Genomic DNA, 25,121 nt, shown 5'->3' with positions numbered 1-25,121 from the left:
TACCTGGCAGCCATCCATGACATCTCTCATCTGCGGTTCGCTCGCTTTCGACACCATCATGCTGTTCGGCGGTCGCTTTTCCGAAGCTCTTCTGGCCGACCAGCTGCACAAGATCAACGTCTCCTTCCTGGTGCCTGAAATCCGGCGCGAGTTCGGAGGCTGCGCGGGAAACATCGCGTACAACCTGAGATTGCTGGGGGGCGATCCGCTCATCATGGCAACCATCGGCATGGACGGCGGCCCGTACCTGGAACGCCTCGATCGTCTGGAGATCTCACGCCGCTGCGTCCGCACCATCGAAAGCGCGTACACGGCGCAAGCCTTCATTACCACCGATGCCAACAGCAACCAGATCACGGCATTCCATCCAGGCGCCATGGCGCTCTCGCATCACAACAAGGTTGCCGATGCAGGCCCGGTGACACTGGCGATTGTCGCGCCGGACGGGCGCGACGGGATGCTGCAGCACGCGGTCGACTGCGTGGACCTGAATATTCCCTTCATTTTCGACCCGGGCCAGGGACTGCCGATGTTCAGCGGCCCGGAGCTGGAGCACTTCATTGAACTGGCAACCTACGTAGCGGTCAATGATTATGAAGCAGAATTGCTGACCGAGCGGACCCAGCTGCCGCTGGAGCAAATTGGCAAGCGCGTGTCGGCATTGATCGTGACGCGCGGCGAACAAGGCGCGGAGATCTATACCGACGGAAAGCAAATCGACATTCCGTGTGTGACGGCTGACAAAGTGGTCGATCCCACCGGATGCGGTGATGCATTCCGCGCTGGCTTGCTTTATGGCTTGACGAATGGCATGGACTGGACCACGACTGGCCGGCTTGCGAGCTTGATGGGCGCAATCAAGATTGCGTATGAGGGTGGGCAAAACCATCGCCCTTCCCGCGAAGAAATCGAAGAGCGCTTCCATAAGGCATTCGGTTATCGTTTTTGAGAATACCCGACGCCGTGTTGCGGCAACGACCCTTTTCCACGGAGAATGTGATGCGCGCTGGCGCTCCGATTTCTGTATTGGTGGCTGCAACGCTACTGGTCGGCTGCGCATCTGAGCGGCCGCAAGCAGACAAGCTGTCGACCGAAGGAACGACCGTGGTGCAAACCGCGGAGGTCACGAACGTACGTGATATGACGGTTCACGACGGGCACAGCTCGGGTCTGGGATCGGTCGTCGGCGCCATACTCGGAGGCGTGGCCGGCAATGCCATTGGCGGCGGCAACGGCAACGCGGTGGCGACGATTGCGGGATCAGTCGGCGGGAGTCTGGCTGGCCAACATGTGGAACAAAGCAATGCCAGCCGTTCCAGTCTTGAGTTGACGCTGCGCTTCGCCAACGGTGCGATTCGCACCTATCAAGTCGCCCCGGATGAAAGCTTCCGGGTTGGCGATACCGTGACGGTGACGACCAATCGTGGCCTCACCCGCATTACGCACTAGCGGCGGAGCTATCCGTCGACCGGCGCAAGAGTGCGCCGTACATCATCCACCGCCACTTTCGGATTCGAAATCTCGATGATCTTGCGCTTGCTTGTCTGACCGTGCGTGATCGAGATCGCGCTCTTCGGCACATTCAGAGTATCGGAGAGGTAACGAATCAGTGCCTCATTCGCCTTACCTTCGATCGGCTGCGCTTGCAGGCGAATCTTCAAGGCATCGTCAAGCACCCCAATCACTTCGCTTTTTTTTGCATTCGGGGTGATTTGCACCGTGATCCGCACGCCTTTCGCGACAGCGCAGCACCAGTCCTTGCTCATGCAAGGGAGCCCAGCATGGTGGTTACCAGCATCAAGCCAATGCGCAGCAGCACTAACGCCACCAGCGGCGACAAATCGATACTGCCGGCCAGCGGGATTACTCTGCGCAGCGGTCGCAACAAGGGTTCGTTGAGCGCACCGATGAATGGCGCCAACGGCGCATGCGGATTCACCCAGCTAAATATCGCTTCAATGATGATGAGGCCCATGAAGCCGTAAAACACCCATTCGACAAAGCGCAGCAGCGAAAGCAGGACAAGAAACTGCGGAGATAGGCGCGAGAACAAGAGCAGGTCGATTGCCACCGCGAGAACAATGATCAGGCAGGCGCCGATCAGGCTGGCCCAATCGTATCCACCGACGCCCGGCAACACGCGACGCAGTGGGCGCACCAGCCAGTCCGTCAATTGAAAGATGAACTGGCCGAGCGCCATCGGAGGCCGCACCCGCACCACCTGCATCCAGAATCGCAACAACAGCACGCCGCCCAGCACGCCGGCAATACTATCGACAATCAAGGTAAGAATGCTATTCAGCACTATGTGATCTCCAATGAAAAAGCCCGTCGCGCGACCAAGGCCACACAACGGGCATTTTGCCTGAACTTAATCAGGCATCCAAGCGAGCTCGGCTATTACGGACGAGTGCCGGTCGGGAACGGCCAGGCCGCTGCCGGATTCAGCACAGTCTTCACAGCAGGCGCTGCAGCGGCAGGCTTAGCAGCAGGCTTGGCAGCCGGCTTCTTAGCTGCTGCTTTTTTCGGGGCAGCCTTCTTGGGAGCCGCAGCTTTTTTCGCTGCAGGCTTGGCGGCCTTCTTGGCAGCTGCTTTCTTAGGAGCTGCTGCTTTCTTGGCTGCCGGCTTCTTGGCTGCTGCTTTCTTCGCTACCGGCTTCTTGGCGGCTGCTGCTTTCTTCGCTACCGGCTTCTTGGCTGCTGCTTTCTTCGCTACCGGCTTCTTGGCGGCTGCTGCTTTCTTCGCTACCGGCTTCTTGGCGGCTGCTGCTTTCTTCGCTACCGGCTTCTTGGCGGCTGCTGCCTTCTTGGCTACCGGCTTCTTGGCGGCTGCTGCCTTCTTGGCTACCGGCTTCTTGGCAGCTGCTGCCTTCTTCGCTACCGGCTTCTTGGCGGCTGCCGGCTTCTTAGCGGCTGCCGGCTTCTTAGCGGCTGCCGGCTTCTTTGCCGGGGCTTTCTTTGCAGCGGGTTTCTTCGCTGCTGCTTTCTTTGCTGTTGCCATTTGTTTCTCCTTCACGTGATGAGAAAGTTCAAACTTCGAGGTTTTGGAAACCCGCCCGGCCCATCGCGATGGACTTGGCGGATTATTCATCGGCACAAGCAAGCTTCTGTTTGCGCTAATGAATTCGGCACCAGCTGAACTGCTGCATCACCTCATTCATGCAGCACTTCAGCCTCAATCAGCTACGCCTCTCTTCTGCAAATCACCGCCGCGCGTCGGCGGTGAGGGAGGTGCAAGCCACGCGCTCAAATGGCACTGCGGCAGTCGTAGCCAAAAAAAACGCCGGCAACAATGCCGGCGTCGGAATACAGTTTGTCAAAAACCAACAGGTTTTTCAGAGCAAACGCTGCCTTGCCCGACTGAGTCGGGGTCAGCGGAAATAACGTAGAAGATCGATGCGTTCGTCTACTGTTCATTAAACTTGGTTATAGCCCTTCAGTTTGCAGCAGCCTATCGGATCGATATGTGCTGACTGCCGTCTCTCCCCACCTCGCTAATCGCTTTGAGCTTTTTTGCTTCTTTTATTCCCAGCTCAGCGCACCGCCGGTTTGGTATTCGATCACGCGTGTCTCGAAGAAGTTGCGCTCTTTTTTCAGGTCGATCATTTCGCTCATCCACGGGAAAGGGTTTTCTTCCTGCGGGAACATCGGATCGAGACCGATCTGCTGCGCGCGACGATTTGCGATGAATCGCAAGTACCCTTTAAACATCGGCGCATTCAAACCGAGCACTCCACGCGGCATTGTATCCTCTGCGTAGCGATATTCCAACTCCACTGCACGTAAAAACAACGATTTGATCTCGTCGCGGAATGCAGCGGTCCACAAATGCGGATTCTCGAGCTTGATCGTGTTGATCAGATCGATCCCGAAATTGCAGTGCATCGACTCGTCGCGCAGGATGTATTGATACTGCTCCGCCGCTCCCATCATCTTGTTCTGACGACCGAGCGCGAGGATCTGCGTGAAGCCGACATAGAAGAACAATCCCTCCATCAGACAGGCGAACACGATCAGCGAGCGCAGCAGTGTCTGGTCGGCTTCGATCGTGCCGGTCTTGAATTCCGGGTTGGTGAGTACGTCGATGAACGGAATCAGGAACTCGTCCTTGTCGCGGATGGACGCGATTTCCTGATAGGCGTTGAAGATCTCGGCTTCGTCGAGACCGAGCGATTCCACGATGTACTGGTAGGCATGGGTGTGAATCGCTTCTTCGAATGCCTGGCGCAGCAGGTACTGGCGGCACTCCGGCGCGGTGATGTGGCGATAGGTGCCAAGCACGATGTTATTGGCGGCAAGAGAATCGGCGGTCACGAAGAAGCCGAGATTGCGCTTGATGATGCGACGTTCGTCCTCGGTCAGGCCGTTCGGATTCTTCCACAGCTCGATGTCGCGCTGCATGTTGATTTCCTGCGGCATCCAATGGTTGGCACAACCGGCCAGGTACTTGTCCCACGCCCATTTGTATTTGAACGGAACAAGCTGGTTGACGTCGGTCTGGCCGTTGATGATGCGCTTATCGGCGGCGTTCACGCGGCGCGCCGCTGCTTCCGGCGAGGCAGCTTGCGGCTTGCTGACCAGCGCGGGATCGAACGCGATGTCGTTGAATTGGGGAGTGCGGGCGGCCGACGGCGTCACGGCGGCCAGCGCAGGCTGCAATTGCGGTTGCGGAGCTTGGGCAGGTTTTGCGGCAGGGGTTACTTCGTCATCCCAACTTAGCATGGCTGATCTTCCTTACGAGTATTGTAGTTGCGGTTGCGTGATGTTCAAGTCGGCGCGGCAGCGCCTCGCATGTCGTCGGCGATCGGTATGGCCACGTGCCGTACCGATCGCGTGTCGTGTTACTGGCAAGCCTCGCACTCTTCGAAGCCGGGATCGCCCGGACGCAGCATGCACGCCGGGCCGGCGACATCATCCGCTGACGCTGCTGCCGGAGCAGCCGCCGCCATGCTGCCGACTCCGCCATTTGCCGACACGGCATTCAGTGCGCCAGCCTTGGAAGTCGACTTCTCGGCATGCGTGGCGCCGATGGTACGCAGGTAGTAAGTGGTCTTCAGGCCGCGCAGCCAGGCCAGCTTGTAGGTCTCGTCCAACTTCTTGCCGGATGCACCCGCCATGTAAATGTTGAGCGATTGCGCTTGATCAATCCATTTTTGACGACGCGACGCCGCTTCCACCAGCCACTTCGGATCGACCTCGAAGGCGGTTGCGTAGATATCACGCAGGTCCTGCGGGATGCGGTCGATCTTGGCCAGGCTGCCGTCAAAGTACTTCAGGTCGGCGATCATGACCTCGTCCCACAGGCCGCGCGCCTTCAATTCACGCACCAGGTTTTCGTTGATCTCGGTAAATTCGCCCGACAGGTTCGACTTGACGTACAGGTTCTGGTAGGTCGGCTCGATGCAGGCCGACACATCGATGATGTTGGAGATCGTCGCGGTCGGCGCAATGGCCACGCAGTTCGAATTGCGCATGCCGTGCTGTCTGATGCGCTCGCGCAGGGCTGGCCAGTCCATGGTTTCGCTGGTGTCGACTTCCAGGTAGCCGCCGCGCTCCTCGGCCAGCAGCTTGAGCGAGTCTTGCGGCAGGATGCCGCGATCCCACAGCGAGCCGCGGTAGGAGCTGTAACGGCCGCGCTCTTCCGCCAGTTCGGTCGAGGCCCAGTAGGCGAAGTAGCACACCGCTTCCATCGAGCGGTCGGCGAACTCGACCGCTTCCATCGAGCCGTAAGGAACGCGCGTCATGTGCAGGCAGTCCTGGAAACCCATGATGCCCAGGCCGACCGGACGGTGGCGCAGGTTGGAGTCGCGCGCCTTCTTCACGGCGTAATAATTGATGTCGATCACGTTGTCCAGCATGCGCATCGCGGTACGGATGGTGCGCTGCAGCTTAGCGTGGTCGAGTTTGCCCTCCTTCATGTGGGCCGGCAGGTTGACCGAACCCAAATTGCAGACCGCGATTTCGGAGTCGTTGGTGTTCAGCGTGATCTCGGTGCACAGGTTGGAGCTGTGGACGACGCCGACATGCTGCTGCGGGGAACGGATGTTGCACGGATCCTTGAAGGTGATCCACGGATGGCCGGTTTCGAACAGCATGGACAGCATCTTGCGCCACAGGTCGAGCGCCTGGATCTTCTTGAACAGCTTGAGCTCGCCGCGGGCGGCCTTGGCCTCATAGCCGGTATAGGCTTCCTCGAAGGCGCGGCCGACCTTGTCGTGCAGGTCCGGCACGTCGCTCGGGGAGAACAGCGTCCACTCGCCCTTTTCCATCACGCGCTTCATGAACAGGTCGGGAATCCAGTTCGCCGTGTTCATGTCGTGGGTGCGGCGGCGGTCGTCGCCGGTGTTCTTGCGCAGGTCGAGGAATTCCTCGATGTCCAGGTGCCAGGTTTCCAGGTAGGCACAGACCGCGCCCTTGCGCTTGCCGCCCTGGTTGACGGCGACGGCGGTGTCGTTCACGACCTTGAGGAAGGGAACCACGCCCTGCGACTTGCCGTTGGTGCCCTTGATGTGGGCGCCGAGCGCACGGACCGGAGTCCAGTCGTTGCCGAGGCCGCCGGCAAACTTGGCCAGCAGTGCGTTCTCTTTAATAGCTTCGTAGATGCCGTCCAGGTCGTCCGACACGGTGGTCAGGTAGCAGGAAGACAGCTGCGAACGCTGAGTACCGGAGTTGAACAGGGTCGGCGTCGAACTCATGAAGTCAAAGGACGACAGCAGGTTGTAGAACTCGATGGCGCGCGCTTCGCGGTCGATCTCGTTCAGTGCCAGGCCCATCGCCACGCGCATGTAGAAAGCTTGCGGCATTTCAATGCGGGTGCCGTCGATGTGCAGGAAGTAGCGGTCGTACAGCGTCTGCAGGCCGAGGTAGCCGAATTGCAGATCGCGTTCCGGCTTGAGCGCATCGGCCAGTTGCCTGAGGTCGAACTGGGCCAGCTTGGCATCGAGCAGGTCGGCTTCGATGCCCTTCTTGATGTATTTCGGGAAGTAATCAATATAGTATGCAGCGGCATCAGCCTGCGCCACTTCCTGGCCGAACACTTCCTTGCGGATGGTATGCATCAGCAGGCGAGCGGTGACCTTGCTGTAGGCCGGGTCCTTTTCCATCAGCGCGCGGGCAGCCAGGATGGCGGACTTGTGCAGCTCTTCGACCGGCACGCCGTCGTACAGGTTCTTCACGGTTTCAGCCAGGATCGCTTCCGCATCGACATGCTTTTCCAGGCCGACGCAGGCAGCGGTAATCAGGTTGCGCACCTGATTGAGATCGAGCGGACGACGCTGGCCATCTTCGGTGACATGCAGCTGCGGCACATCGGAGGGCTTGGCAGCTTGCTGCTGTGCGCGCTCTTCCATGCGCTTGGCTCGATACAGCACATAGGCGCGGGCGACGTCATGTTCGCCCGAGCGCATCAGCGCCAGTTCAACCTGGTCCTGCACGTCTTCGATATGAAAGGTGCCGCCGGCCGGCTGGCGACGCACCAGGGCGGACACCACATTGGAAGTCAGTTGCTCGACCAGTTCACGCACGCGTGCGGATGCGGCACCCTGCCCGCCGTTTACGGCGAGGAAAGCCTTGGTCACCGCGATGGAAATCTTCGATGGCTCGAATCCGACAACCGCGCCATTGCGACGGATGACCTTGTAATCGCCAAGACTGACAGACAGATTCGAGGAAGAAGACGTGCTGACTTGCGGGGAGACCAGGCCGAGTTCGCCGGGGGACTTGTGGGAAACCTCTTGAGTAGTATGCATCTAGCCTCCTAAGACTGTATTGCTGGCAGCGTTGCTGCTTATGGTTATTAAATTAGAACGCCCAGGAAAACCGGGGTTCGCGAATTGACGCGGACAGTGCACGGCGGCGCTTCGGTGAATCCGAGTGCGCCGCGCAATACGCATCCAATAGGGAGAGCTGTTCACGGCTCGCCCACCATCACAATCTGTATATCGAGGAACAACCTGAACAGCCCATCAATGGGACATCGCAGCACCACTATATGTAGTGGCATGCGCTGCGATTGAGACTAATTCTAGTGTCAGGTCCGGGAGGATGCAATATCTTTTTTACTTGATCTGCATTAATTTTTTTAGCAATTTCTGCGTTGACTTTTTCTTTTATCCGTGCAGAAACCGGAGTGTGTGCAACGCCAACGAATGTGGTTCTTTTTGAATCAAGCACTTGCGGTAGCCGTCCCAGTCGAAGAACGGACCGGGGTCCGTCTTACGGCCGGGTGCGATGTGTTCATGACCGGCAACATCGGTGAGGGGATAACGGGCTTGCAGCGCGAGGGTAAGTTCGGCCAAGGCATCGTATTGCGCGCCTTCGAACGGTTCGAAATCGGTGCCTTCCAGTTCGATGCCTATCGAAAAATCATTGCAGCGCTCGCGCCCGCAAAACGACGATGCACCCGCATGCCATGCCCGCGCGTTGGCGGAGACAAACTGCATCACCGTGCCGTCACGTCGGATCAGGAAATGAGACGAAACACGCAATGTGCGCAACTGATCGAAGTACGGATGCGCGTCGCAGTCGAGCCGATTGGTAAAAAGATCGGCGATGAAGGGCCCGCCGAACTGGCCGGGTGGAAGGCTGATGTTGTGAATCACCAGCAGATCGATCGTGGCATCGGCCGAGCGTGCGTCGAAGTTGGGCGACGGCAGGCGCCGCACGCCGCGGCTCCAGCCGTCCTCGCCTATCTGGAATCGGTTCATGAATCCGGTTCGTGGATGGATAGCCGCTGCATGCGATAACGCAGCTGGCGGAAGCTGATGCCGAGCAATTCGGCCGCCTGCGTCCGGTTGAAATGGGTTCTTGCCAGTGCCCGACGAATGATCTCGCGCTCGACATGATCGAGATGCTCCGGCAGTGAACATGGCAGCTCGACTTCGACAGGAGGCGCACTTGCGACAACCGCACGTTCCGCTGCGATGGCAGGCGCCGGCGGCGGTTCTGTCGGCTTGGCTACGTGTTGCGCACTCGACAGATCGCTCACGGATACCGGCTTCAGCGCAAGGTCGCCTACCTCGATGACACCTCCGTTGGCAAACGCCAGCGCTCGCTCAAGAATATTTTCCAGCTCGCGCACGTTGCCGGGAAATGGATAGGACTGCAGTGCCTGCAGCGCCTGAGGCGACAGGACAGCCCTGCTGCCGCAAGAAGACAAGCGCTCCAGCAGCGCGTCGGCCATCTGGCCGATATCTTCCAGGCGCTCGCGCAGCGGGGGCAAACGCAATTCGATGACATTCAGGCGATAAAACAAGTCCTGGCGGAACGTCCCCTTTTCCACGCATGAGGCCAGATTCTGATGGGTTGCGCTGATCAGACGCACATCGACCGGCTCCTCCACCGTGGCGCCCACCTTGCGGACGCGACGCTCCTGGATTGCACGCAGCAACTTCACCTGCATCGGCAACGGCAAGTCGGCGACCTCGTCCAGCATCAGGGTGCCGCCGTTGGCTGCCTGGAAGAAGCCGTCGCGATCATCATTGGCGCCGGTGAACGCACCTTTGCGATATCCGAAAAATTCCGCTTCCATCAAGGCTTCCGGAATGGCGCCGCAATTGACCGCGATGAACGGCTTGTCGGCGCGCGCGCTATGCGCGTGTATGTCCCGTGCGGCCAGCTCCTTGCCGCTGCCGGACTCACCTGTGATCGCGACCGGCGCCATGCTGCGCGCCAGCCTGACAATCTGTGCGCGCAAGTCTCGCATGACTGCCGAATCCCCGGTCAGGCGCGAAGAAGCCGTCTCCGCCTGGCCGGACGAAGGGCTCGACCCGCTACCGGCATGTTGGGTGCGCAGCGCCGACTGCACCATCAGGCGCAACTGATCCAGACCGACCGGCTTGGACAGGTAGTCGAACGCTCCAGCCTTGAGCGCAGCGACTGCATTGTCGGCGCTGCCAAACGCGGTAATCACAGCGATCGGGGTGTTCTTGTAGGTATTCGCCACCTCGCGTACCAGCTCAATGCCAAGTCCGTCCGGCAGGCGCATATCGGTCAACACCAAGGCATACTCGTGCTCCGCGAGCAGCGCGCGTGCCGCCGCGAGCGTTTCGGCGCAATCGACATCCAGACCCATCTTGACAAGCGTGATCTCAAGCAGCTCGCGCAGGTCGGCTTCATCGTCAACGACCAGGATACGGGGTGCGGTCATAATGAATGCAAGTCAGGTAAAAGTGTGTCGTCCATGGCAAAGGTAATGACGAACCTGCCGCTCGGCTGATCCATTCCGCCCTTCGAAAAATCCATGCGGTATTCGTAATCGAGCATGGCGCCGTTATTCAAACATAATTCGCGCGCTAGGTAGAGACCGAGGCCGGTCCCCTTGCTGGAAGTCGTGTAAAAAGGCTCGAACAAATGCGACCGGACTTCCGGTGAAATGGCTGGCCCGTCGTCCTGGACATGCAGCTCAAGCCGGTTTATCGCCGGGGAAACCGCGTGGATTCGAATGCTTGCAATGCGTCCGCTCGCGTAGCGGATTGCATTCGACAGCAAATTGATCACCACTTCCCGCAAATGCAGCGGGTCGAAGCGCACTTGAAGGCGGGCCATGGGACCGAGAGCGATGACACCCGACGCGACCGCGTGCCCTTCCACGAACTCGTCGACGATTTCGACAAGAAAGGGACCGAGCGCCAAGGGTTCATGACTCACATGCGCCCGGCGCGACAGCTTGAGGATGTCTTCGATCATCCGGTTCAGGCGGACCACGTTATCGCCGACGATTTTCAGCAAGCGGGACTGGGTCGGATGCGTGATGTCCTCGTTGAGCAGCGATGCAGCATGGGAAATGGCGGACAGCGGATTACGCACTTCATGTGCAATGCTGGCGGTCAGTCGCCCCATCGACGCAAGCTTGAGTTGTTGCGCCTGGTTTTCGATTTCGCTGACATTTTGCATGAAAATGACCGTCCTGCCCTCTGGCAAATCGTCCGAGGTGACCTTGGCAAAACGCAACTTCAAGTGCGCGAACAATTCGCACCGCCCGTCAAGAATCAGAGTCGAATTTGCGGCGAAATGGTTGCCCGGTTTGATCATCACGTACGTGGAGGCTGCAGTGTCCGTTTCAGGCGCTTCGGCGGGACGCGCGCGCCAGGCAGAAAAGGCTTCCGCAATCGGCACCAGGGAGGAAATGTCGACCAGCTTCATGAGCGCCTGCTTGTCCGCAAACGACAGGCCAAGCATGCGCTCGGCTGCCGGGTTCGCGGCATAGACTTCGCTGTCCCTGCCCACGACGAGAATGCCGTCGCCCATATCGGAAATGACGAGACGATTGATCGCCTCTTGCAGCTGCAGTTCTCGTCCGCGCTGCGCCGCCAGTTCCTCCTGCTTGATCAGCTTGGCCGCGAGACGATTGATCACATAAATCGCTGCAAAAAATGCCGCACCGTACAATCCGGCCCGTGAAGGCGATGCGTCCGGCATGGAGTGCAGAAGGTGGTAAGCGCTCTCCGACAACAAAATCAGCGTTACCACCGAGACAAAAAACAGCGCCAGCAACAGTGGCGCGAGAATGGCGCAGCCGGCAAGCGGGAACAGAAATAGGATGGCAAGGCCGGTCTTGGCGCCGCCGGCAGCGATGTACAAGAGCGAGATGGCGGCGATGTCGACGGAGAGTTGCGTCAACAATTGAAGCATGAAGCGCTTCTGGGAGTACACCGACAACAAGGCGAAGGCAACCGCCAGCACCAGGTAAACAATGGCGGTCTGCCAATCCGCCTGAAAGTCTACCTCGCCACTCCCCTTTACCGCGTTGAAGCTGAGGTAGACCAGCAGCACCAGCACAATCACGATACGCGTGACGCTGAAAGTCTGAAGCGGGCGCCAGAGAGTATCGCGCCCTTCGCGGCGGGCCAGTTGCGCCACCTGCATCATCGCGTGGCGCCTCCGAGCAGTGGAAAAACCGGATTCATGCGTGGGCGTTGCAGGAAGCGCCGGCGCCACGCCGGCTGGCGTGCGGCAGCCAGGAGGTGGTCGTCAAGGCCCGACATGTTTGAGACGGTGCTCATCGCTGCAGAACACCTTGCCGGACGCGGCTGTGACGGATTCCGAGGCAGGAATATACACGCCGCAATGCGCGCACTGCACCATCGTCTCGATCAGCTTGTCCTTGTTGGCGGTGCTGGAGGTGCCGGAGGCGTGACCGGCGCTTGAAACCTTATTGCTCCGGAGCAGCCACATCACGACGATGAAGCCGATGGCTGCCCACAACAGCAGCTTCATGCCAAACCTCTATGCAGCACGACTTCCAGCACGAAGCGGCTGCCGACGTACGCCAGCAGCAGGGTTGCAAATCCGGTCAGCGTAAACCGCAGCGCCGTCTTGCCGCGCCATCCACGCCAGACGCGGCCGGCCAGCAATGCGCCGAACAACACCCAGGACAGCATGGTAAAGATGGTTTTGTGATCCCACTTGAAGGCCTTGCCGAACAATTCTTCGGAAAACACCACGCCGGACAGGACCGTGAGGGTCAACAAACCGAAGCCAAAGCCGATCATGCGAAACAACAACTTTTCCATGGTCAGCAGGGCCGGAAGCCGGTCAAGTGCAAGCGCCAGCCAGCCGCTCTTCGATGCGTCGGGCGGAGTGTGCAAACGCGATTCTTGCAAGGCCATCAACACGGCATGAAACGCCGCGATGGTCAGGGAGCTGTACGCCAGGATGGCTATTGCGACATGCCACGGAAACAAGGCAGTCTTGCCATCCAGCGGCACCACGCTGCCGGGGAACAGCACCGGCAGGACCACGGCCACGGCGGCAGACGGCAGCACCAGGATGCGCAAGCCGTCGAGCGAGAAGTTGCGATTTTCCAGCCAGTACGCTGCCACCGAAATCCATAGTGTTGCCGACAACATGATGGCAAATCCGATGCGCAGCGTCCCCGGCGCAATCATGTCCGCCCACAGCGCTCCGCCATGCAGCAGCCAGCCGGCTGCGATGCCGGCAGAAATGGCGAGACGGTGGCGCGACGGCAGGAAAGCACAGGTCGCGTAAAGCAATGCTGCGAGGACGAAAAAATAGGTGTACATCACGCGAGTTGATTATTGGCAGACCTTGAGTTTACACCATGACCGATCAAACGCGCGTGCGCACAAGGTCTTATTCGGCGGCACGGCCGACCGTTAGCTGGTACTTTTTCAACTTGTCATACAGCGTCTTTTTCGGCACGCCGAGGTGATCGGCTCTCACCGCGACGTTCCCGTCGTGCAGCACCAGGGCTTCTGCGATCAGCATCAGCTCCTTCGAGCAATTCAGTCTCCAGCAAGTCATCCTCCTTCAGGGCGTATCAAGTTGGATGCGAGCGGCAGCCGGATCACGAACTCGGCGTCGGCCACGCAGCGTAATCGCGGATTTCAGCAAGAATCTCATATTACCCCCAGCAAACGTGCGACATGGACGAAAAACTTGCGTTTCTCCAATGTCGCCTTCGTATCCGGGTCACTTACGCAGCATGCGATAAATACTTGTTACGCTCCCGAATTTCATGATCCACCGGTGATGTGAGGCGGTTCGCCTCCAGCCAATCGCACGTATTGCGCCCGCATTCCGTATTTCCGCCAAATCCGTCCGTGAGAGCGGGAGAAGCGGCCGCATCGGGTAAAATGAGGCCTGTTCCCGATGCCTCATCCAGCCGCATCGCTCCACCCCATTTCTTGATATATCGTCACCCATGCTCGACAACCTGACTCAACGACTGGCCAAAGTCGTCAAAACGATGCGCGGCGAAGCGCGTCTGACCGAATCCAATACCGCCGAAATGCTGCGCGAAGTTCGCCTGGCGTTGCTTGAGGCTGACGTAGCGCTGCCGGCGGTGCGCGAATTCGTCGCTCGTGTGAAGCAGAAGGCGCTCGGCGAGGAAGTCATCGGTTCGCTCACGCCCGGCCAGGCCCTGGTCGGCGTGGTGCAGCGCGAGCTGGCCGCCATCATGGGCGCCGACCTCGGTCCAGACGCCTCGCAACTGAATTTCGCCACCCAGCCTCCCGCCGTCATCCTGATGGCCGGCCTGCAGGGTGCCGGCAAGACCACCACCGTGGGCAAGCTCGCCAAATACCTGCAGGAACAGAAAAAGAAGAAAGTGCTGACGGTCTCGACGGACGTGTATCGCCCTGCCGCCATCGGCCAGTTGCAGACCGTAACGACCCAGGTCGGCGCTGATTTTTTCCCGTCTTCCCCGACCGACAAGCCGGTTGATATCGCACTGGCCGCGCTCGATTACGCGAAGAAGCATTATCACGACGTTCTGATCGTCGACACCGCCGGCCGGCTCGGCATCGACGAAGCGATGATGCAGGAAATCGCCGCCTTGCACACAGCGATCAAGCCGATCGAAACCCTGTTCGTGGTTGACGCCATGCTCGGGCAGGACGCAATCAATACCGCCAAGGCATTCAACGACGCGCTGCCGCTGACCGGCGTGGTGCTGACCAAGCTGGACGGCGACGCACGCGGCGGCGCAGCATTGTCGGTGCGCCACGTCACCGGCAAGCCCATCAAATTTGCCGGCGTGGCCGAAAAGCTGGACGGACTGGAAGCCTTCGATCCTGATCGCATGGCCAGCCGCATCCTCGGCATGGGCGACATCCTTGCATTGGTCCAGGAGGCGCAAAAAGGCGTCGACGTTGCAGCGGCCAAGGACCTGGCAGAGAAAATCAAGGTCGGCGGCAAGTTCGACCTGAACGACTTCAAGGCGCAGCTGAGCCAGATGAAGAAAATGGGCGGCCTCTCAGGCCTGATCGACAAGCTGCCCGCACAGTTCCAGCAAGCCGCCGGCAATGCCGACATGAACCAGGCGGAGAAACAGGTACGCCGGATGGAAGGCATCATCAATTCGATGACGCCGCAGGAGCGCGCCAAGCCGGAGCTCATCAAGGCTTCGCGCAAGCGCCGCATCGCGGCGGGCGCCGGCGTGCAGGTGCAGGAAGTCAACCGCATGCTCGCACAATTCGAGCAGATGCAATCGATGATGAAGAAGCTCAAGGGTGGAGGCCTGATGAAGATGATGCGCGGCATGAAAGGCATGCTGCCCGGCGCGCGCTGACCCCCTTCGTCGTCAGGCTACATATTCCTGCCGTCCAGACTTGGACGGCAGGGGCAAAGCAAAATTCCTCCGCGCTGGCGACCTGCCCGCCCTCCCCCGAACCAGCACTTCATCGAGCGAGAAATCGCCTTCTCACGCGCTCCTTCGGAGGCGCTCGCCGTCACGGCGCGGGCGGGCCGCTCACGAGTAGCAAGTGGACCGCCACCCAAGCCATCTTGCGCTGCAGTGCATGCAGTCCGATAGCGAGCCAGTGCCGAGTACTCGCTGGCGCCACGATGCCACCACCCGCAACGCTCACCGGCAGCAAACCCGCACCAAATAAGGCTTCCCGCCCGATCACACCATCCTCATCCCGAGTCATCGCGCCCCTCTGGAGGACAGAATAGTCCATCTCAGAGAGGGACTCGCAACAAGACGCAGGCATTCATCGAGCGATCACGTGACGCTTTTCCGGTTTTCTCCTATGAAGATCGCGTGGCATGAAGCACACAAATTCATGCGCATAGTTATAAAAAACACTTGCATCCCTATGAAAAGCGCACCACTATTAGCGTTGCGTGAAACGACGCATTTTCCCAACACATTTCGTGAAGGAGGCTTGAAGATGGCAACAGCCAAAAAACCCGCGGCCAAAACAGCCGCCAAGAAGCCCGCTGCGAAGAAAGCCGCAGCAAAACCCGCAGCAAAAAAAGCAGCTCCAGCCAAGAAAGCCGCTCCGGCCAAAAAGGCAGCAGCCAAGCCCGTAGCAAAGAAGGCAGCAGCAAAGCCAGCAGCAAAGAAAGCTGCCCCGGCAAAGAAGGTCGCAGCAAAGAAGCCAGCAGCAAAGAAAGTAGCAAAGCCGAAGACTCCCCGTAAGCCGAATGCAGCGTTCATGAAGCCGATGACGCCGTCCGCCACTTTGGGCGCAGTAATCGGTGCAAACCCGCTGCCGCGTACTGAAGTCACCAAGAAGGTTTGGGACTACATCAAGAAGAACAAGCTGCAAGATGAAGCCAACAAACGCATGATCAATGCGGATGACAAGCTCAAAGCTGTGTTTGGCGGGAAGAAGCAAGTGTCGATGTTCGAAATGACCAAACTCATTTCCAATCACCTGCAATAATCTGTCTTTCCGAAGGCCAAACAAAAACGCCCGCATCGCGCGGGCGTTTTTGTTGGTGCTGTCGGATACAGGTCGGCTCGGATAAATCGATTGGGTGCTGCCAAAACGGCCTGCACGCGTCTACCCCCGGTTGCTATTACTCTCCTCTACGGGCAGGTTGTGGTCACAAACGCCACCCGCTCGTTCTCGTCAATCCCCCCCCAACGGGTTGCGTCCAAGTACGCAATACGTACTAGAAGGAGTCACGATCCTGGTGATGCGACGTCCGTCCGTCGTCGTCATTCCTGGGTCGTCGTTCCGCGCGGCAAACCGGCCGTCGCGATGCCTGTTTCCGGCCTGTAGGAGAGCGACGCGGACTCGCTCGACCGGAGTCCTGGCCGCGAGGGAAAGGCCTGTCTCGAATCCCGGTTTATCCGCCCGATATCGCGCTTGGCGGCTTCGATCATGGCATAGGCTCTGTTCATCGTCGCCGCAACCGGTGGGGCGGACTCTTCTTCAATCACATGCCCTTGGCCTGGCCGATCCTGCAAGCCGCGTTTCTCCTGCACGACGGTCTCCCGCCGAGCTCGCGGCCTGTTGCTGAAAGCCTTTGGAGGAACAGGCAATGGCGAAGCTGGTTGTGTCAGAAGGCGGATCTCAAACGGGCTAGCCGGGCGTTGGAGATGGATGGCTATGCCTTGCGAAGCAATACGCCAGCACCGGATCATTAGCAGATGCAAGGAGCCGGAGACAAAGGCGGCACCCGTACCACCCTGCGGCGGTAATCGGTCAACGGTTGTACTCCCACAGCTTCCATGCCGCCAGCACGGCATTCGGATACTCCGGCCGCCCGCGGCTGCCGTTATAGCGACCCAGGGCAAGAAACAGGTTGCCGCGCTCCATGTCGAGGTACAGGCGCAGGATGGAGCAGCCGTAGCGCAGGTTGGTCTGCATGTTGAAGAGCTTCCTGCGGTCGCCGTCGCCGATGATGCGCGTCCAGAACGGCATCACTTGCATATAGCCATGTGCGCCAACCGGCGATATTGCATATTTGCGAAACGCGGATTCGACCTGGATCAGCCCAAGCACCAAGGCCGGATCGAGCCCGGCCCTGGTCGCTTCGTACCAGGTCGTTTCAAGGAATTCGCGCCTCACCTGCCAGTCCGGCAGCCTCTTCTTCAGTCGCTCGGACATTTCGCCCAGCCAACGCAGATACTTGAGACGATCCTGAAAATTGGCGAAGTGCGGCTTGGGTGGGCGTGCGTCAGCGATCGCATTCGAGAGCGCCAGTCGAACCGAATCCGCCAATGCCTCTTCCTGCTGATTGCCGGCCACGACTGCATTACAGAACAGCAGTGCAGCAATCAGCGAAAGAATGCGCGCAAAGGGGTGAATCAAGGCCGTCCGCGAGGCTTCAGGATGCAAGCCTGGCCTTGACGAATTCAGCCATGTCCGCAGCCGCCACTGCAGTGGCCGCCGGGTCCCGACGCCCCTGGTACTCAAGCTTGCCTTCCTTCAGGCCGCGATCGCCGATCACAATGCGGTGCGGTACGCCGATCAATTCCCAGTCCGCAAACATGACGCCCGGACGCTCGCCTCGATCGTCGAGGATGACGTCCACACCCGCGGCTTGCAGGGCGGCGTACAGCTTGTCGGTTTCCGCCTTGACCGCTTCGCTGCGATCGTAGCCCATTGGACACAGCACCACCTCGAACGGTGCAATCGCGGTCGGCCAGATGATGCCCTTGTCGTCGAAATTCTGCTCGATCGCCGCGCCCAGGATACGGGTGACGCCGATGCCGTAGCAGCCCATCTGCATCAATTGCGGCTTGCCTGTCTCGTCGAGGTAAGTCGCCTTCATGTCTTCCGAATAGCGCGTGCCGAGTTGGAACACGTGGCCGACCTCGATGCCGCGCTGGATGGACAGAAGACCTTTTCCATCCGGCGAGGGATCGCCGGCAACGACGTTGCGCAAGTCGGCGACCTCCGGCTCCGGCAGGTCACGGCCCCAGTTCGCTCCGGTATAGTGGAAATCCTCTTCGTTGGCGCCGCACACGAAATCGCTCATGACAGCGACGGTACGGTCGGCAACAACCCTGACCGGCTTCCTGGTGCCGATCGGGCCAAGATAGCCCGGCGGCGTACCGAACCATTCGACGATCTCGGCTTCGTTGGCGAAACGGTAAGTGGCGAGCCCTGGGATCTTGCTGGCTTTGACTTCATTCAGCTCGTGATCGCCGCGCAGAAGGAGCAGCCAGATTTCCTTGTCGGCCGGGGAGTCCTTGTCGACGGCGAGCACAATCGACTTGACGGTGTGCGTGAGCGAAATCCCGAGCAGCTTCGCAACGTCCTCGCACTTGGCCTTGCCCGGTGTCGGCGTCTTGTTCAGCGGATGCTTGGCAGCGCCATGCTCGGCCGCCGGTGCAACGGCTTCAGCGGCTTCGATATTGGCCGCATAGTCCGAGTTCGGGCAATACACCAGCGCATCCTCGCCGGTATCGGCGATCACATGGAACTCATGCGAGCCCGAACCGCCGATCGCGCCATTGTCCGCCGCGACGGCACGAAACTGGAGACCGAAGCGGTTGAAGATGTTGACGTAGGCGTCATACATGATCTGATAAGACTTCTGCATTCCTGCCACATCGCGATCGAACGAATACGCATCCTTCATCGTGAATTCGCGTCCGCGCATCAGGCCGAAACGCGGGCGGCGCTCGTCGCGGAATTTCGTCTGGATGTGGTAGAAGTTGATCGGCAGCTGACGATATGACTTGATGTCGGCGCGAACCACGTCGGTAATCACTTCCTCCGACGTCGGCTGGATCGCGTAGTCGCGACCATGACGATCCTTGACGCGCATGAGTTCCGGCCCCATCTTTTCCCAGCGACCGGTCTCCTGCCACAGCTCGGCCGGCTGCACAACCGGCATCAACAGTTCGATGGCACCTGCACGGTTCATCTCTTCGCGGATGATGTTTTCCACCTTGCGAATCACGCGCAGGCCCATTGGCATGTAGGTGTAGATGCCGGAACCGAGGCGTTTGATCATCCCGGCACGCATCATCAGTTTGTGGCTGATGATCTCGGCGTCCGACGGGGCTTCTTTAAGGGTAGAAATAAAAAATCGAGATGCGCGCATGGCGGTAATTCTTTTTAAAAAGAGAGAGTTATAATCAACCCAATTTTAAAGGATTAGCTGGCTGATGCATCCATTCCTCACATATTTGATTCACGCCGCCGCCCCAAGGGGGCGGGAGCATGACGCGCGCGCCTCCGCGCACGTGCAAAATTTGTAACGACGAGGATCGTCTAGCCGCAGAAAGTTTTGAGGTGCAACATGCTGGATCGTGAAGGCTTCCGCCCGAACGTCGGCATTATCCTGCTCAACGCCCATAACGAGGTGTGGTGGGGGAAGCGGGTGCGCGAGCACTCGTGGCAATTTCCGCAAGGCGGAATCAAGTTCGGGGAAACGCCCGAACAGGCAATGTTTCGGGAACTGGAAGAAGAAATCGGCCTGAGGTCGGAGCACGTCAGGATCATCGGTCGTACCCGCGACTGGCTGCGATATGAAGTTCCGGACCGCTTCATCAAGCGCGAAGTGCGCGGTCATTACAGGGGACAAAAGCAGATCTGGTTCCTGCTGCGCATGGTCGGTCGCGACTGCGATATCAATCTGAGAGGCACCGATCACCCGGAGTTCGATGCCTGGCGCTGGCACGACTACTGGGTGCCCCTGGATGTGGTTATCGAATTCAAGCGCGAGGTCTATCAAAAGGCCTTGCAGGAATTGTCGCGCTACCTGAACCGGGTGGCGCCAAGCAACCACAATCGGCATGGCGCACGTTATCTGCGCCAGAACCATCCCGGGAAGGCCGTGAGCGAAACCATATCGCCGACAGCCAAACCCAAGAACGAAGAATAAGGGCTTACTCATGTTGCAAAGCGTCTCGTCGATCGCTCTCCATCCTGCCTTGCCAGGCAAGCAAAACAGGAGTTCGCTTTTCCGCGTCTGCGTGGCGCTCTCGCTGCTGGCCGTGAGTGTTGCTGCCGGCGCCCGGGACCGCTTCGAAGAAGATTTCGACGACACGGACAAACCCTGGGAGGAAGTCGCCATCCAGTTGCCGGCGGCGCCCAAAGCTGAAAATCTGCTACCGTTCTATGTCAGTGCAACGGCGACGCAATCCTTCGCCATCGACGCCAACTCCTTGAGTGTGGGACCGGATGGTGTGGTTCGCTACACTTTGGTCGCAACCAGCAATTCGGGCGCCCGCAATATCAGCTACGAAGGGATTCGTTGCGCATCCTATGAGAAGAAGCTCTATGCATTCGGCCAGGCTGACGGTACCTGGTCGCGGTCGCGTCGAGACAAGTGGGAACGCATCAGCACCAATGCGGCCAACCGGCAGCATGCGGCCTTGTTCAAGGACTACTTTTGCGTGGAACTGACGGTCGCCGGCAGCGCGAAGGACATGATCAACCGGATCCGCTATAACAAGCCGCTGACGTCGCAGAATCAGATGAATTGACCGATCTTTTGCCCGGTGTCAAACCGGGCAAAAATCGAAGCCTCAGAGCAGGACCATATTGTCGCGGTGAATGAGCTCCGGCTCTTCCACGAAACCTAGTATGGTCTGTATTTCGGTCGATGGCCGCCGCATGATGCGCCGTGCTTCGGAACTGGAGTAATTGCTGATTCCCCGGGCGATCGCATGCCCTTTCTCATCGATGCAGGTAATCACGTCGCCCCGGCCGAATTCGCCGGAGACTTCCACGACACCGATAGGTAACAGCGATTTGCCTTCGGCGGTGAGTTTTTGTACGGCACCGGCATCCAGCATGACCTTGCCGGCGGTCTGCAAATGATCCGCCATCCACTGCTTGCGGGCGGTCAATTGTGCGGTCTGCGCCACGAGCTGAGTGCCGATCGACTCTCCCGACGCGAGGCGCGTCAATACCTGCTCTTCGCGTCCCCAGGCAATGATTGTGTGCGCTCCTGAAGTTGCAGCGCGCTTGGCCGCAAGGATCTTGGTCAACATGCCGCCACGGCCAATACCGGTCCCGGCACCACCTGCCATCGCTTCCAGCTTGGGATCCCCGGCCATGGCATCATGCACGAACTCCGCTGCCGGATTTTTGCGCGGATCGGCCGTGTACAAGCCTTTCTGGTCAGTCAAAATAATGAGCGCATCACCTTCGATCAGGTTGGCGACCAGTGCACCGAGCGTATCGTTGTCGCCAAACTTGATTTCATCCGTGACCACGGTGTCATTCTCGTTGATGATCGGAACGACCCCGAGATGAAGCAGCGTGAAAAGGGTCGAGCGCGCATTCAGATAACGCTCGCGATCCGCCAGGTCGGCGTGCGTCAGCAACACCTGCGCGGTGCGCAGATTATGCTGGCGAAAACTGGTTTCGTAGATTTGCGCCAGCCCCATTTGGCCGACGGCGGCGCAGGCCTGAAGTTGATGCACGGCGGTCGGTCGCTTGTCGAAACCAAGTCGCTGCATGCCCTCGGCAATCGCGCCGGAGCTGACCAGAACGACTTCCTTGCCCAGCGAGCGCAGATGGGCGATTTGCTCAGCCCATTTCGCAATTGCAGATGTGTCCAGGCCTTTGCCGTCGTTGGTAACCAGCGATGAGCCGACTTTGATGACGAGGCGTTTGGCTTTCTGAATGACGGAGTTCATGTTCTTCTGGATGCCGCCGCCACACCGGCAGCGGCAGGCGACTTGCTTGTAGGTTCACCCCATGGACTCGGAAACGGAACGCTTCAACACGAGATCACACGGGGTCTGTTCTCTTATTCGATCACTTTGAAGCGCGGATCGTCCGGATCAATCGATACGATACCACGCGCCTCTTCCACCATTTGCGTTTCTTCGGCACGATGCTCCTGCTGACGCTGCTCCGCAAGGTAATCGTAAATGGCAATAATCAGATCTTCGCATCCCTCCCGCGTCAATGCGGAAATCTCGAAGACCGGTCCTTTCCATCCGAAGCGCTTGACGAAATCCTTGACGCGCTTCTGACGTTCATCTGCCGGCACCATGTCCAGCTTGTTCAACACGAGCCAGCGCGGCTTGTCGTACAGCGACTCGTCGTATTTCTTCAACTCCTTGACGATCGCCTTCGCTTCCTTGACGGGGTCGATCTTGTCGTCGAAGGGCGCCAGATCGACGATGTGCAGCAACACCCGGGTGCGCTGCAGATGGCGCAGGAACTGATGGCCGAGACCGGCGCCTTCGGCCGCCCCCTCGATCAGTCCTGGAATATCGGCAATCACGAAGCTCTTTTCATGACTGACGCGCACCACCCCCAAATTAGGATGCAGGGTGGTGAATGGATAATCTGCGATCTTCGGGCGGGCGTTCGACACTGCCGTGATGAAGGTCGATTTGCCGGCATTCGGCATGCCGAGCAGCCCGACGTCGGCGAGAACTTTCAACTCCAGCCGCAGTTCGCGGTGTTCGCCTGGCTTGCCGTCGGTCTTCTGGCGCGGCGCACGGTTGGTCGACGACTTGAAGTGAATGTTGCCCCAGCCGCCCTCGCCTCCCTTGGCCAGCATGACACGTTGACCGTGCTCGGTCAGATCGGCGATGGTTTCACCCGTTTCGATATCGGTAATCAGGGTGCCGACCGGCATCCTGAGTTCAATGTCGTCGGCACCCTTGCCGTAGCAATCCGAGCCGCGACCGTTTTCGCCGTTGCGCGCTTTGTGCAGCTTGGAATAGCGAAAATCCACCAGGGTGTTGATGTTGCGGTCGGCAACGGCCCAGATGCTGCCGCCCTTGCCGCCATCACCGCCGTCCGGGCCGCCGAAGGGCCGGAATTTTTCGCGGCAAAACGACGCGACGCCGTTACCGCCGTCACCAGCAATGACTTCTATTTTTGCTTCGTCGATGAACTTCATGATTTGCCGCCAAAAATGGCGTTGAAAAGAATACGTAAAACAATTCTACAAACTAAAAAGGCCCTACCAACGGCAGAGCCCTTTTGCGGATGGCTTTCGCCTGATGCTGCTTTGTCAGATCTGCGTCATGCAGGAACGACAATCACGGTATGACGCTGCAACGCGCCCTTGGTCGTGAACTGCACCTTGCCGTCGATCAGAGCGAACAGGGTGTGATCCTTGCCCATGCCGACGTTTTCGCCAGCGTGCATGCGGGTGCCGCGCTGACGCACGATGATGCCGCCTGCATTGATGGTTTGGCCGCCATAAACCTTGACGCCCAGTCGTTTCGACTCGGAATCGCGACCATTGCGCGTAGTGCCGCCGCCTTTTTTGTGTGCCATTTCAGACTCCTTGGTATCCGGTAATTTCGTTCAACGATGAATCAGGCGTTGATCGAGATGATTTGCAATTCGGTGTAATTTTGGCGATGGCCTTGACGCTTCTGGTAGTGCTTGCGGCGGCGCATCTTGAAAATTTTGACCTTATCGTGGCGACCGTGCGCCACTACCGTAGCCTGGACCTTGGCACCTTCGACCAGAGGTGCACCGAATTTGATGGTGTCACCAGCGCCCACTGCGAGCACTTGATCAAGGGTGATTTCGGAACCAATGTCAGCCGGTATCTGTTCTACTTTGAGTTTTTCGCCAGCAGCAACCTTGTATTGTTTGCCGCCGGTTTTTATGACCGCGTACATGTGAAACCTCATCGAATGTTGTAAATAAACGTTTTCTTCCAGAAACACACCATGTGGCTCAGCGGAATCGGGAAAACCCCTGATTATACATAGACTTAGGCAACCAGTCAAAAGCTCGTTTGGGATTGCATTCAAGCGAGCCTTCGATTTTTGTCAGCCTTTCCAATGATGGTTTGGCCAGCATGTCGTCGTATAATCCCTGAAATTCACGATTTCGCAGGTTTTATCTTGTCTGCCGCCTTCCAACCAGCCACTCAGAACAACATCATCCAGCCGATTAACTCCGACATGGATGCCGTCAATGCGGTTATCCGCCGCCAGTTGTATTCCGACGTTCCACTGGTAAACCAGATCGCCGAGTACATCATCAGCGCCGGCGGAAAACGGATACGCCCGGTGCTGGTGCTGCTGATGGCCAATGCTTACGGCTACAGCGGCTTGCACCACCACGACCTCGCCGCCGTGGTTGAGTTTATTCATACCGCCACCCTTCTGCATGATGACGTCGTTGACGAATCGTCGCTGAGGCGGGGTCGCCAGACCGCCAACGCCATGTTTGGCAACGCAGCATCGGTGCTGGTAGGCGATTTCGTATATTCCCGTGCATTCCAGATCATGGTGTCAGTGGGCAATATGCGCGTCATGCAAATTCTCGCTGATGCGACCAACGTCATTGCCGAAGGCGAAGTACTTCAACTGCTGAATATGCACGACCCGGACGTCACGGAGGAGCGGTACCTGCAGGTAATCCGTTCTAAGACGGCAAAGTTGTTCGAAGCTGCCGCGCAATTGGGTGCATTGATTGCTGGAGCGCCTGATGCCGCGATCGACGCAGCAGCCGAATACGGACGCTCCCTGGGCACCGCTTTTCAGTTGATCGATGATGTACTGGATTATTCCGGCAACGCATCGGATATCGGCAAGAATGTAGGTGATGACCTGCGGGAAGGCAAACCCACGCTGCCGTTGATTTATCTGATGCAGAACGGCACGGCGGAGCAGCGCCAGCTTGTTCGCACTTGCATCGAGAATGGCGACGAACAGCATTTTGATGAAATCCTTGCTGCAATCACCGGGTCGGGCGCACTCGACTACACCAAGCGCGAAGCAGAAAAAGCGGCGCAACGCGCGGCGGCCTCAATTTCTCAACTCACGCATAGCCAATTCAAGGATTCTTTGCTACAATTATGCGCTTTCGCAGTCGACCGTAATCATTGAGCGGTATTGATCGCCCAATCACTGCAATCGGGGTGTAGCTTAGCCTGGTAGAGCGCTACGTTCGGGACGTAGAGGCCGGAGGTTCGAATCCTCTCACCCCGACCAGAATTTCCACTTTCCCCTATCTCACGTTTCTTCATAGC

Annotated in this window: 26 protein-coding genes and 1 tRNA gene; 8 read left to right on the top strand and 19 right to left on the bottom strand. The window is 58.7% G+C overall.

Annotation, left to right across the window (positions count from 1 at the left end):
• Nucleotides 1-16: 16 nt before the first annotated feature.
• Together VJ651_RS22470 and VJ651_RS22465 are read left to right on the top strand one after the other, a co-directional pair.
• Nucleotides 17-949 carry a carbohydrate kinase family protein gene (locus VJ651_RS22470; protein WP_324109562.1) on the top strand — a complete coding sequence of 311 codons (933 nt, stop codon included), beginning with the start codon at nucleotides 17-19 and terminating at the stop codon, nucleotides 947-949.
• Between the two features lie 50 nt (nucleotides 950-999).
• Entirely contained in the window at nucleotides 1,000-1,449 is a 450-nt protein-coding gene (locus tag VJ651_RS22465; protein ID WP_324109561.1) for a glycine zipper 2TM domain-containing protein, read from the top strand.
• A gap of 8 nt (nucleotides 1,450-1,457) precedes the next feature.
• Here the strand turns inward: VJ651_RS22465 and VJ651_RS22460 are convergent, their stop codons facing one another.
• From VJ651_RS22460 to VJ651_RS22410, 11 genes are all read right to left on the bottom strand, one after another.
• The gene (locus VJ651_RS22460; protein ID WP_324109560.1) at nucleotides 1,458-1,766 is read right to left on the bottom strand and encodes a DUF167 domain-containing protein; all 309 of its coding nucleotides are present in this window, start codon (nucleotides 1,764-1,766) and stop codon (nucleotides 1,458-1,460) included.
• Nucleotides 1,763-2,305: a YggT family protein gene (locus tag VJ651_RS22455; RefSeq protein WP_324109559.1), complete on the bottom strand. Its 543-nt coding sequence runs from the start codon at nucleotides 2,303-2,305 to the stop codon at nucleotides 1,763-1,765. The genes VJ651_RS22460 and VJ651_RS22455 overlap by 4 nt, the downstream gene beginning before the upstream one ends.
• 95 nt (nucleotides 2,306-2,400) lie before the next feature.
• On the bottom strand, nucleotides 2,401-3,000 hold the full coding sequence (locus VJ651_RS22450; RefSeq protein WP_324109558.1) for a histone H1-like DNA-binding protein: 600 nt from the start codon (nucleotides 2,998-3,000) through the stop codon (nucleotides 2,401-2,403).
• A gap of 521 nt (nucleotides 3,001-3,521) precedes the next feature.
• Nucleotides 3,522-4,721, bottom strand: a complete 1,200-nt coding sequence (locus VJ651_RS22445) for a ribonucleotide-diphosphate reductase subunit beta (protein WP_324109557.1) — start codon at nucleotides 4,719-4,721, stop codon at nucleotides 3,522-3,524.
• Between the two features lie 119 nt (nucleotides 4,722-4,840).
• Nucleotides 4,841-7,747 carry a ribonucleoside-diphosphate reductase subunit alpha gene (locus tag VJ651_RS22440; RefSeq protein WP_324109556.1) on the bottom strand — a complete coding sequence of 969 codons (2,907 nt, stop codon included), beginning with the start codon at nucleotides 7,745-7,747 and terminating at the stop codon, nucleotides 4,841-4,843.
• 360 nt (nucleotides 7,748-8,107) lie between these two features.
• Nucleotides 8,108-8,704 carry a 1,6-anhydro-N-acetylmuramyl-L-alanine amidase AmpD gene (gene ampD / locus VJ651_RS22435; RefSeq protein ID WP_324109555.1) on the bottom strand — a complete coding sequence of 199 codons (597 nt, stop codon included), beginning with the start codon at nucleotides 8,702-8,704 and terminating at the stop codon, nucleotides 8,108-8,110.
• Nucleotides 8,701-10,146: a sigma-54 dependent transcriptional regulator gene (locus VJ651_RS22430; protein ID WP_324109554.1), complete on the bottom strand. Its 1,446-nt coding sequence runs from the start codon at nucleotides 10,144-10,146 to the stop codon at nucleotides 8,701-8,703. Before VJ651_RS22430 ends, ampD begins: the two co-directional genes overlap by 4 nt.
• On the bottom strand, nucleotides 10,143-11,867 hold the full coding sequence (locus VJ651_RS22425) for a sensor histidine kinase (RefSeq protein WP_324109553.1): 1,725 nt from the start codon (nucleotides 11,865-11,867) through the stop codon (nucleotides 10,143-10,145). The genes VJ651_RS22430 and VJ651_RS22425 overlap by 4 nt, the downstream gene beginning before the upstream one ends.
• A 102-nt stretch (nucleotides 11,868-11,969) precedes the next feature.
• Nucleotides 11,970-12,215, bottom strand: a complete 246-nt coding sequence (locus tag VJ651_RS22420; RefSeq protein ID WP_324109552.1) for a PP0621 family protein — start codon at nucleotides 12,213-12,215, stop codon at nucleotides 11,970-11,972.
• Nucleotides 12,212-13,021, bottom strand: a complete 810-nt coding sequence (locus VJ651_RS22415; protein ID WP_324109551.1) for a cytochrome C assembly family protein — start codon at nucleotides 13,019-13,021, stop codon at nucleotides 12,212-12,214. The genes VJ651_RS22420 and VJ651_RS22415 overlap by 4 nt, the downstream gene beginning before the upstream one ends.
• A gap of 70 nt (nucleotides 13,022-13,091) precedes the next feature.
• Entirely contained in the window at nucleotides 13,092-13,226 is a 135-nt protein-coding gene (locus VJ651_RS22410) for a helix-turn-helix domain-containing protein (RefSeq protein WP_324109550.1), read from the bottom strand.
• A 436-nt stretch (nucleotides 13,227-13,662) separates the two neighbouring features.
• On the opposite strand from VJ651_RS22410, the gene ffh reads away from it, so the two are divergent.
• Nucleotides 13,663-15,030: a signal recognition particle protein gene (gene ffh / locus VJ651_RS22405; protein ID WP_324109549.1), complete on the top strand. Its 1,368-nt coding sequence runs from the start codon at nucleotides 13,663-13,665 to the stop codon at nucleotides 15,028-15,030.
• Between the two features lie 160 nt (nucleotides 15,031-15,190).
• Here the strand turns inward: ffh and VJ651_RS22400 are convergent, their stop codons facing one another.
• Nucleotides 15,191-15,391, bottom strand: a complete 201-nt coding sequence (locus VJ651_RS22400; RefSeq protein WP_324109548.1) for a hypothetical protein — start codon at nucleotides 15,389-15,391, stop codon at nucleotides 15,191-15,193.
• A gap of 243 nt (nucleotides 15,392-15,634) precedes the next feature.
• Between VJ651_RS22400 and VJ651_RS22395 the strand changes: the two genes are divergently transcribed.
• Entirely contained in the window at nucleotides 15,635-16,132 is a 498-nt protein-coding gene (locus VJ651_RS22395; RefSeq protein ID WP_136414315.1) for an SWIB/MDM2 domain-containing protein, read from the top strand.
• 278 nt (nucleotides 16,133-16,410) lie between these two features.
• Here VJ651_RS22395 and VJ651_RS22390 read toward each other — a convergent pair whose 3' ends face one another.
• The 3 genes from VJ651_RS22390 to VJ651_RS22380 form a co-directional block, all read right to left on the bottom strand.
• Nucleotides 16,411-16,680, bottom strand: coding sequence for a hypothetical protein (locus VJ651_RS22390; RefSeq protein WP_324109547.1), 270 nt, complete (start codon nucleotides 16,678-16,680; stop codon nucleotides 16,411-16,413).
• Nucleotides 16,681-16,900: 220 nt separating this feature from the next.
• Nucleotides 16,901-17,506, bottom strand: coding sequence for a lytic transglycosylase domain-containing protein (locus VJ651_RS22385; RefSeq protein ID WP_414691383.1), 606 nt, complete (start codon nucleotides 17,504-17,506; stop codon nucleotides 16,901-16,903).
• Nucleotides 17,507-17,525: 19 nt separating this feature from the next.
• On the bottom strand, nucleotides 17,526-19,253 hold the full coding sequence (locus VJ651_RS22380) for a proline--tRNA ligase (RefSeq protein WP_324109546.1): 1,728 nt from the start codon (nucleotides 19,251-19,253) through the stop codon (nucleotides 17,526-17,528).
• Between the two features lie 198 nt (nucleotides 19,254-19,451).
• On the opposite strand from VJ651_RS22380, the gene VJ651_RS22375 reads away from it, so the two are divergent.
• On the top strand, nucleotides 19,452-20,036 hold the full coding sequence (locus tag VJ651_RS22375; RefSeq protein ID WP_324109545.1) for an RNA pyrophosphohydrolase: 585 nt from the start codon (nucleotides 19,452-19,454) through the stop codon (nucleotides 20,034-20,036).
• A gap of 10 nt (nucleotides 20,037-20,046) precedes the next feature.
• A complete protein-coding gene (locus VJ651_RS22370; RefSeq protein WP_324109544.1) occupies nucleotides 20,047-20,640 on the top strand; it encodes a CNP1-like family protein in 594 nt (197 codons plus the stop codon).
• Between the two features lie 42 nt (nucleotides 20,641-20,682).
• Here VJ651_RS22370 and proB read toward each other — a convergent pair whose 3' ends face one another.
• The 4 genes from proB to rplU form a co-directional block, all read right to left on the bottom strand.
• Complete coding sequence (gene proB, locus VJ651_RS22365) at nucleotides 20,683-21,801, bottom strand: glutamate 5-kinase (RefSeq protein WP_324109543.1); 1,119 nt, start codon at nucleotides 21,799-21,801, stop codon at nucleotides 20,683-20,685.
• Between the two features lie 113 nt (nucleotides 21,802-21,914).
• Entirely contained in the window at nucleotides 21,915-23,024 is a 1,110-nt protein-coding gene (cgtA, locus tag VJ651_RS22360; protein ID WP_324109542.1) for an Obg family GTPase CgtA, read from the bottom strand.
• Nucleotides 23,025-23,149: 125 nt separating this feature from the next.
• The gene (rpmA, locus tag VJ651_RS22355; protein WP_136413179.1) at nucleotides 23,150-23,407 is read right to left on the bottom strand and encodes a 50S ribosomal protein L27; all 258 of its coding nucleotides are present in this window, start codon (nucleotides 23,405-23,407) and stop codon (nucleotides 23,150-23,152) included.
• A gap of 41 nt (nucleotides 23,408-23,448) precedes the next feature.
• Nucleotides 23,449-23,760 (bottom strand): 50S ribosomal protein L21, encoded by a 312-nt coding sequence (rplU, locus tag VJ651_RS22350; RefSeq protein WP_136413180.1) that lies wholly within the window; start codon nucleotides 23,758-23,760, stop codon nucleotides 23,449-23,451.
• Nucleotides 23,761-23,988: 228 nt separating this feature from the next.
• Here rplU and ispB point away from each other — a divergent pair, with 228 nt between their 5' ends.
• Nucleotides 23,989-24,978 (top strand): octaprenyl diphosphate synthase, encoded by a 990-nt coding sequence (gene ispB, locus VJ651_RS22345; RefSeq protein WP_324109541.1) that lies wholly within the window; start codon nucleotides 23,989-23,991, stop codon nucleotides 24,976-24,978.
• Nucleotides 24,979-25,006: 28 nt separating this feature from the next.
• Nucleotides 25,007-25,083 (top strand) — tRNA-Pro (locus VJ651_RS22340).
• Nucleotides 25,084-25,121: the final 38 nt, after the last annotated feature.

Origin of the sequence: Noviherbaspirillum sp., from assembly GCF_035254865.1 — a bacterium.
Taxonomy (GTDB): Bacteria; Pseudomonadota; Gammaproteobacteria; order Burkholderiales; family Burkholderiaceae_D; genus Noviherbaspirillum.
This window is presented reverse-complemented; position numbering and strand designations above follow the sequence as displayed.

Excerpts from the sequence above, each read along its gene's own strand:
- VJ651_RS22470 (WP_324109562.1), top strand. The coding sequence starts at position 17 with ATGACATCTCTCATCTGCGGTTCGCTCGCTTTCGACACCATCATGCTG.
- VJ651_RS22465 (WP_324109561.1), top strand. The coding sequence starts at position 1,000 with ATGCGCGCTGGCGCTCCGATTTCTGTATTGGTGGCTGCAACGCTACTG.
- VJ651_RS22460 (WP_324109560.1), bottom strand. The coding sequence starts at position 1,766 with ATGAGCAAGGACTGGTGCTGCGCTGTCGCGAAAGGCGTGCGGATCACG.
- VJ651_RS22450 (WP_324109558.1), bottom strand. The coding sequence starts at position 3,000 with ATGGCAACAGCAAAGAAAGCAGCAGCGAAGAAACCCGCTGCAAAGAAA.
- VJ651_RS22445 (WP_324109557.1), bottom strand. The coding sequence starts at position 4,721 with ATGCTAAGTTGGGATGACGAAGTAACCCCTGCCGCAAAACCTGCCCAA.
- VJ651_RS22440 (WP_324109556.1), bottom strand. The coding sequence starts at position 7,747 with ATGCATACTACTCAAGAGGTTTCCCACAAGTCCCCCGGCGAACTCGGC.
- ampD (WP_324109555.1), bottom strand. The coding sequence starts at position 8,704 with ATGAACCGATTCCAGATAGGCGAGGACGGCTGGAGCCGCGGCGTGCGG.
- VJ651_RS22430 (WP_324109554.1), bottom strand. The coding sequence starts at position 10,146 with ATGACCGCACCCCGTATCCTGGTCGTTGACGATGAAGCCGACCTGCGC.
- VJ651_RS22425 (WP_324109553.1), bottom strand. The coding sequence starts at position 11,867 with ATGATGCAGGTGGCGCAACTGGCCCGCCGCGAAGGGCGCGATACTCTC.
- VJ651_RS22420 (WP_324109552.1), bottom strand. The coding sequence starts at position 12,215 with ATGAAGCTGCTGTTGTGGGCAGCCATCGGCTTCATCGTCGTGATGTGG.
- VJ651_RS22415 (WP_324109551.1), bottom strand. The coding sequence starts at position 13,021 with ATGTACACCTATTTTTTCGTCCTCGCAGCATTGCTTTACGCGACCTGT.
- VJ651_RS22410 (WP_324109550.1), bottom strand. The coding sequence starts at position 13,226 with ATGCTGATCGCAGAAGCCCTGGTGCTGCACGACGGGAACGTCGCGGTG.
- ffh (WP_324109549.1), top strand. The coding sequence starts at position 13,663 with ATGCTCGACAACCTGACTCAACGACTGGCCAAAGTCGTCAAAACGATG.
- VJ651_RS22400 (WP_324109548.1), bottom strand. The coding sequence starts at position 15,391 with ATGACTCGGGATGAGGATGGTGTGATCGGGCGGGAAGCCTTATTTGGT.
- VJ651_RS22395 (WP_136414315.1), top strand. The coding sequence starts at position 15,635 with ATGGCAACAGCCAAAAAACCCGCGGCCAAAACAGCCGCCAAGAAGCCC.
- VJ651_RS22380 (WP_324109546.1), bottom strand. The coding sequence starts at position 19,253 with ATGCGCGCATCTCGATTTTTTATTTCTACCCTTAAAGAAGCCCCGTCG.
- VJ651_RS22375 (WP_324109545.1), top strand. The coding sequence starts at position 19,452 with ATGCTGGATCGTGAAGGCTTCCGCCCGAACGTCGGCATTATCCTGCTC.
- VJ651_RS22370 (WP_324109544.1), top strand. The coding sequence starts at position 20,047 with ATGTTGCAAAGCGTCTCGTCGATCGCTCTCCATCCTGCCTTGCCAGGC.
- proB (WP_324109543.1), bottom strand. The coding sequence starts at position 21,801 with ATGAACTCCGTCATTCAGAAAGCCAAACGCCTCGTCATCAAAGTCGGC.
- cgtA (WP_324109542.1), bottom strand. The coding sequence starts at position 23,024 with ATGAAGTTCATCGACGAAGCAAAAATAGAAGTCATTGCTGGTGACGGC.
- rpmA (WP_136413179.1), bottom strand. The coding sequence starts at position 23,407 with ATGGCACACAAAAAAGGCGGCGGCACTACGCGCAATGGTCGCGATTCC.
- rplU (WP_136413180.1), bottom strand. The coding sequence starts at position 23,760 with ATGTACGCGGTCATAAAAACCGGCGGCAAACAATACAAGGTTGCTGCT.